The sequence below is a fragment of the Microbacterium sp. A20 genome (genome assembly GCF_004794515.1).
Taxonomy (GTDB): domain Bacteria; phylum Actinomycetota; class Actinomycetes; order Actinomycetales; family Microbacteriaceae; genus Microbacterium.
On the sequence record NZ_SSDF01000029.1, the window covers coordinates 24,714 to 31,028 of the forward strand.

The 6,315-nt window shown below is 69.4% G+C and carries 6 protein-coding genes; 1 reads left to right on the top strand and 5 read right to left on the bottom strand.

The window, feature by feature from the left end; genetic code table 11:
- Positions 1-139 precede the first annotated feature (139 nt).
- The 5 genes from DW298_RS00895 to DW298_RS00915 form a co-directional block, all read right to left on the bottom strand.
- A complete protein-coding gene (locus DW298_RS00895; RefSeq protein ID WP_136040617.1) occupies positions 140-1,273 on the bottom strand; it encodes a bifunctional 2-methylcitrate synthase/citrate synthase in 1,134 nt (377 codons plus the stop codon).
- Between the two features lie 77 nt (positions 1,274-1,350).
- A complete protein-coding gene (prpB, locus tag DW298_RS00900) occupies positions 1,351-2,259 on the bottom strand; it encodes a methylisocitrate lyase (protein ID WP_136040618.1) in 909 nt (302 codons plus the stop codon).
- Positions 2,260-2,334: 75 nt separating this feature from the next.
- Complete coding sequence (locus tag DW298_RS00905; RefSeq protein ID WP_136040619.1) at positions 2,335-3,861, bottom strand: MmgE/PrpD family protein; 1,527 nt, start codon at positions 3,859-3,861, stop codon at positions 2,335-2,337.
- Between the two features lie 3 nt (positions 3,862-3,864).
- Positions 3,865-4,530 (bottom strand): GntR family transcriptional regulator, encoded by a 666-nt coding sequence (locus DW298_RS00910; RefSeq protein WP_136040620.1) that lies wholly within the window; start codon positions 4,528-4,530, stop codon positions 3,865-3,867.
- 38 nt (positions 4,531-4,568) lie between these two features.
- Positions 4,569-5,570, bottom strand: a complete 1,002-nt coding sequence (locus DW298_RS00915; protein ID WP_136040621.1) for a DMT family transporter — start codon at positions 5,568-5,570, stop codon at positions 4,569-4,571.
- A 39-nt stretch (positions 5,571-5,609) separates the two neighbouring features.
- On the opposite strand from DW298_RS00915, the gene DW298_RS00920 reads away from it, so the two are divergent.
- Entirely contained in the window at positions 5,610-6,146 is a 537-nt protein-coding gene (locus DW298_RS00920; RefSeq protein ID WP_136040622.1) for a CGNR zinc finger domain-containing protein, read from the top strand.
- Positions 6,147-6,315 lie beyond the last annotated feature (169 nt).

Below are 6,315 nucleotides of genomic sequence, written 5' to 3' on the forward strand. Positions count from 1 at the left end.
GCGGGCGGAATCGCCCCGGCATCTGTCTTACTCCGCGGGAGAATTCGTCGCACCGCCTTGACCGCGGGGATCGCACCGCGCTAAGCACGGCAGAAGGCCCCGATGCGCTCGACACATCGGGGCCTTCGGTCACTGCAGGTCAGCTCTCGACGTGCCGCTCGTCCGGACCGTCGTAGTACGACAGCGGACGGATCAGCGCGTTCGATCCGGCCTGCTCGATCACATGCGCGGTCCAGCCGGTGACCCGCGCGGCCACGAAGAGCGGCGTGAAGGTCAGGGTGTCGAACCCGATCAGGTTGTACGCCGGGCCCGACGGGTAGTCGAGGTTCGGGTAGATGCCCTTGCGCGCGACGAACTCCGACTCGAGGGCGTCGTAGAGGGCGGCGACCTCGGGCCGGTCGTAGTGCTCCACGAGGGTGTCGAGCGCCGCCTTCATGGTCGGCACCCGGGAGTCGCCCTTCTTGTATACGCGGTGGCCGAAGCCCATGATCTTGCGCTTCTCGGCGAGAGCCTTGTCGAGCCAGGGCACGACGTTGTCGGCCGTGCCGATGTCGTCGAAGATGTGCAGCACGGCCTCGTTGGCCCCGCCGTGCAGCGGGCCCTTGAGGGCGCCGATCGCACCGACCACGGCCGAGTAGATGTCACTCAGGGTCGAGGTGATGACGCGCGCCGTGAACGTCGAGGCGTTGAAGGAGTGCTCGGCGTACAGGATCATCGAGCGGTTGAACGCGTCGACCACGACGTCGTCCGCCTCTTCGCCGAACGTCATCCAGAGGAAGTTCGCCGAGTAATCGAGGTCATCGCGCGGGGCGATGATCTCCTGCCCGCGGCGGCGACGCTGACCGTAGGCGACGATCGCCGGCAGTGCGGCGAACAGGCGGATGCTGCGCTCGAGGTTCTGCTCCGGGCTGCCACCGGCGTCGAGCACCGATCCACCCGCACCGGGGTCAGAGGCGCCGATCAGGCTGACCGCGGTGCGCACCTCGTCCATCGGGTGGGCGTCGAGCGGCACCAGGTCGATCGCGGCCTTGACGTTGTCGGCGAGCGCGCGATGCTTGCGCTCATCGAGACGGAACGCCGCGAGCTCTTCCGGCGTCGGCAGCTCGCCGTTCCAGAGCAGGTAGGCGACCGCCTCGAACGGCTGCGTGTCGGCCAGCTCCTGCACGGGGTACCCGCGGTAGAGCAGGCTGTTCGTCTCGGGGTTGACCTTCGAGATCGCGGTCGTGTCGACGACGACCCCCGCGAGGCCCTTCTTGATGTCCGGCTCGGTCATGGTCACTCCTTCGTGTACTTCGACTCGTCGCTTCGCTCCTCGCTCAGCAACCGGGTCGGATGTCCGCTTCGCTGCGCTCAGCGACCGGTGTTGTCGACTGTGAAGTTGAAGACGCCGGAGTCGAAGTGGTTGTACGACTCGTAGTCGATCAGATCGTAGAGATCGGCGCGGTGCTGCATCTCGCCGAGCTTCGAGGTCAGGTGCCCCTCTTCGTTCAGAGTATCCAGTGCACGGCCCGCGGCCCCCATCGAGATGCGCAGCAGCGACACCGGCCAGATGACCAGGTTCACGCCGGCGTCACGCAGCTGGTCCGTGGAGAACAGCTCGCTCTTGCCGAACTCGGTCATGTTCGCCAGGATCGGCACGTCCAGCGCTTCCGCCATCGCCTCGAACTCGGCGAGCGTGCGCATCGCCTCGGGGAAGATCGCGTCGGCACCGGCATCCACCAGCGCCTTGGCGCGGTCGATCGCCGCGTCCAGCCCCTCGATCGCGCGGATGTCGGTGCGCGCCATGATGAGGAAGTTCTCGTCACGGCGGGCGTCGGCCGCCGCCCGGATGCGCTTGATCGCGGTGTCCTCGTCGACCACGGCCTTGCCGTCGAGGTGGCCGCAGCGCTTCGGGTTGATCTGGTCCTCGATGTGCGTGCCGGCGAGGCCCGCGTCTTCGAGTTCCTGGATCGTGCGGGCGACGTTCATCGGTTCGCCGAAGCCGGTGTCGGCGTCGACGATCGCGGGCAGGTCGGTCATGCGGGCGATCTGCTTCGCACGGCCGGCGACCTCGGTGAGCGTCGTGAGGCCGATGTCGGGCAGGCCGAGGTCGGCGGAGAGCACGGCGCCGGAGATGTAGACCCCGTCGAAGCCCTTCTGCTCGATCAGGCGGGCGCTCAGCGGGTTGAAGGCCCCGGGGAAGCGCAGCAGTTCGCCGCTCGCGAGCCGCTCCCGGAACAGCCGCCGCTTCTCGGCGGGCGTGATCGTGGAGTACAGCATCAGATCTCCTTCGTCATCGTGCTTCGACAGGCTCAGCAACCCAGGGGCCTGGGTCCCTGAGCTTGTCGAAGGGCATCAGAACAGTCCCGCAGGGGCAGGGGCGGCCTCGAGCAGCCCGGGCTTCGCGACGATCGACAGCTCGCCGACCTCGGCGGCCGTCAGCTCGGGCAGGCGCTGCACGAGGGCCAGGAACCGCTCGATCTCGGCGGGCTCGAGCACGGGCTCGGCGAGCAGACGGAACTTCGCGATGTAGTTCTCACGCGCGAACGGACGTGCTCCGAGCGGATGCGCATCGGCCACGGCGATCTCGTCGACCACGGTCGAACCGTCGGTGAGCCGGATCTCGACGCGACCGCCGAAGGCCTTCTCGTCGGGGTCTTCGGAGTGGTAGCGGCGCGTCCACTCGGCATCCTCGGCCGTGGTGACCTTGTGCCACAGCGCGACGGTGTCGGGGCGGCCCGCACGCTCCGGCGTGTAGGAGTCGACGTGGTGCCAGCCGCCGTCCTGCAGCGCCACCGCGAAGATGTACGGCACCGAGTGGTCGAGCGTCTCGCGCGACGCGGTCGGGTCGTACTTCTGCGGGTCGTTCGCCCCCGAGCCGATCACGTTGTGCGTGTGGTGGCTGGTGTGGATGACGATCGAGTCGATGTTCGCGGGATCGCGCAGCGCCGGGTTCGAGGTTCCGAGCTTGCGAGCGAGGTCGATGAGCGCCTGGGCCTGGTACTCGGCCGAGTGCTCCTTCGTGTACGAGTCGAGGATCGCGCGCTTGGGCTCGCCCGCAGCGGGCAGCGGCACGTCGTAGGACGCGTCCTTGCCGTCGAGCATCCAGGCGATCACGCCGTCTTCGCCTTCGTAGATCGGCGCCGGGCTGGTCTGTCCGCGCATGGCCCGGTCGACCGCTTCGACGGCCATCTTTCCGGCGAAGGCCGGGGCGTGCGCCTTCCAGGTCGAGATCTCGCCCTTGCGGCTCTGGCGCGTGGCGGTCGTGGTGTGCAGGCCCTGTCCGACGGCCTGGTAGATCGTCTCGACGTCGAGGCCGAGGAGGGTGCCGATGCCCGCGGCGGCCGAGGGGCCGAGGTGGGCGACGTGGTCGATCTTGTGCTTGTGCAGGCAGATCGCGCGCACCAGGTCCATCTGGATCTCGTAGCCGGTCGCGATGCCGCGAACCAGTGCCCGACCGTCCTTACCGACGTGCTGCGCGACCGCGAGGATCGGCGGGATGTTGTCGCCGGGATGCGAGTACTCCGCCGCCAGGAACGTGTCGTGGTAGTCGAGCTCGCGCACGGCCACGCCGTTGGCCCAGGCCGCCCACTCGGGGCTGGTGCGGTGGTCGAGAGCCGCGCCGAAGAGGTTCGCGCCGAGGCCGCCGGTCGAGACGGGGTGGCTGAACGCCTGCGCGCGGGCGGCATTGATCGGTGCGCGGGTGAGGGATGCCGCGGCCACCGAGGCGTTGTCGATGATGCGGTTGATGATCATGTCGACGACGTCCTGCTCGACCTCGACCTGGTCGGCGGCGACCTCGGCGATCTTCCAGGCGAGCTGGTCTTCGCGCGCGAGGTTCTCGGAGCTCGCGTACACACGGACGTGGTGGGAGACGGTCATTTCTTATCCTTCACGGTTGCTGGAGTCGAGGGAATCGAGGATGCCGGCGAGGGCGTTGTGCAGGTGCACGTGGGTGGCATGGGCGGCGAGGTCGCCGTCGCGAGCGGCGAGCGCCTCGGCGATCGTGCGGTGCTCGGCGGCGGAGGCCGCGAGCCGAGCGGGCTTGTCGCGGGCCATCCGGCGCACGCGCACGAGGTGCGTACGCACGGTGCGCAGGGCCGAGGCGATGTAGTCGTTCGCGACCGCCGCGTCGAGGGCGGCGTCGAACCGGGCGATCAGGGCGTAGTAGGCGTCGCGACCTGCGGGACCGGTGAGGTCGACGTGCGCGAACTCCTCGGCCAGCGCGGCGAACAGGCGGTCATCCCCGCGGGCGGCGGCGATACGGGCCGAGCTCTCCTCCAGCGCGCGGCGGATCTCGAAGAGCGAGCGGATGTCGTCGGCATCCAGGTCGGCGACGACGGTGACCCGAGGCGACTGCTGCACGACGAGCCCGTCGGCGGCGAGCCGGCGAAGGGCCTCGCGCATCGGGGTGCGGCTGACGCCGAGGCGTTCCGCCTGCTCGACCTCGCCGAGCACGAACCCGGCCGGAAGAGCGCCGGACTGGATGTCGTCGAGCAGGGCCGTGTACGCGCGATCACTCGCGGAGAGGCGCTCGACGGCAAGAGTCATGCCCTCAGTGTATACATAAAGGGGCTCCGTCTGGCGCTTCAGTCTTTGGTAGCGGACTCCCGGTATACATTGCGCGAGGAAGGCACGGGCTCCACCAACTCCGGAGCGACGGGCTCACCGAGCTTGACCACCACGACCCCCACGAGCACGAGCACTCCGCCGAGCGCCTGCAGCAGGTCGGGAAGCTGCCCGAGCAGCAACCACCCGAACAGGAGCGCGGCCACGACCTCGGCGAGCGCGACGAAGGATGCGAGCCGCGAACCCAGCATCCGCGTCGAGGCGATGCCGAGCAGATACGCGAGCGCTGTCGCGACGACGCCCATCGCCAGCACGGGCACGAACCAGGGCACGCTGCCGAACCGGTAGGCGATGTCATCGGTCGTCCACGTGATCGGCAGGACGCCGATCGCCCCGGCGGCGGCGAGCCCGAGCGCCCCGAGCAGCAACCCGCTTCCCGCGAGGGCGATCGGAGGCAGCCCCGTATCAGCCTTGGCCGACAGCACGAAGTAGGCGGCGGCCCCGACCATCGCGCCCAGAGCCCACAGGATCCCGGCCACGTTCACGTCGGCTCCGGTGAGGATGTCGAGCATGAGCACCAGCCCGACGAAGGCGATGGCCGCGCCGATGACGCTCTTGCGGCTCGGGCGCTCGCCCCGCCGGATCCACAGCCACAGCAGCACCGCGACCGGCGCCGTGTACTCGATGAGCAGCGCCAGCCCCACATCCATCACGGCCACGGCCTGGAAGTAGAAGAGCTGGGTGGCGGCGACCGCGAGCAGCCCGTACGCCAGGACCATGCCGGCGTTGCGACGCAGCAGCCCCCATCTTCCTCGGAGAGACACGAGCGTCGGAACGAGCAGCACGAGGGCGGCGACCCCGATGCGCGCGAGGACCGCGGCCCCGGGCGTCCACCCCGCGTCGATGAGCCCGCGTGCCCACCCACCCGACATCCCGAAGGACAGCGCCGCTGCGATGGCGAGCGGCAGCCCCCAGCGCGCGCCATGCGGCATTCCGGGAGTGTCATTGCTCACCTTGCTCATGATCGATGACGCTACGCGCGGGGACTGTAAGATGTCAACATGATCTTCACCGATGACACGGAGGAGGGCCTCCGCGCGGCCGTCTGGCTCGTCAACTCGGCCGAAGACCCGGACACACTGGTCGACATCGAGGACGAGATCGCGTTCCTCCGCGAGTTCCCGTACACCGGTCGGCTCGACCACGACGCAGAAGAACTCGCCTCCCTCCGCCGCCTTCGCCCGCGGCTGCGCGCCATGCTGCTCGCACCGCGCGACGAAATGGCCGCACTCGTCAACGACGCCCTCGCCGAGTCCCGGCTCACCCCTCGACTGCTGCGTCACGACGGTGCCGACTGGCATCTGCACGCCGTGGCCGATGACCATCCGCTGGCCGAGCGCGTGCTGATCGAGACCGCGATGGCCCTGATCGACGTCATCCGCTCCGACGAAGGATCGCGCCTCACCGTGTGCGACGACGACACGTGTCAAGCGGTCGCGCTCGACCTCTCCCGCAACCGCTCGAAACGGTACTGCTCCACCACCTGCGCGAACCGCAACGCCGTCGCCGCGTATCGCGCGCGCCGCGCCGGAGCCTGAGCCGGCGCGGCTCCAGCCGACCTCCACGGCCCGACCCCACGCTCCGGCCGCTCCGGCGCTCCGGTCGCCCCCACCCTCCGGCCGCCCCCCACGCTCCCCTCCCACCCTCCTCCAGCTCTGCAACGGTACGAGCGGGGCCGGATCGTCCGAGGCCACCATCAAGGGCGCG

Bases quoted from the DNA above. Each gene is read 5' to 3' on its own strand.
- DW298_RS00920 (WP_136040622.1), top strand. From the start codon at position 5,610: ATGATCTTCACCGATGACACGGAGGAGGGCCTCCGCGCGGCCGTCTGG.
- DW298_RS00895 (WP_136040617.1), bottom strand. From the start codon at position 1,273: ATGACCGAGCCGGACATCAAGAAGGGCCTCGCGGGGGTCGTCGTCGAC.
- DW298_RS00910 (WP_136040620.1), bottom strand. From the start codon at position 4,530: ATGACTCTTGCCGTCGAGCGCCTCTCCGCGAGTGATCGCGCGTACACG.
- prpB (WP_136040618.1), bottom strand. From the start codon at position 2,259: ATGCTGTACTCCACGATCACGCCCGCCGAGAAGCGGCGGCTGTTCCGG.
- DW298_RS00915 (WP_136040621.1), bottom strand. From the start codon at position 5,570: ATGAGCAAGGTGAGCAATGACACTCCCGGAATGCCGCATGGCGCGCGC.
- DW298_RS00905 (WP_136040619.1), bottom strand. From the start codon at position 3,861: ATGACCGTCTCCCACCACGTCCGTGTGTACGCGAGCTCCGAGAACCTC.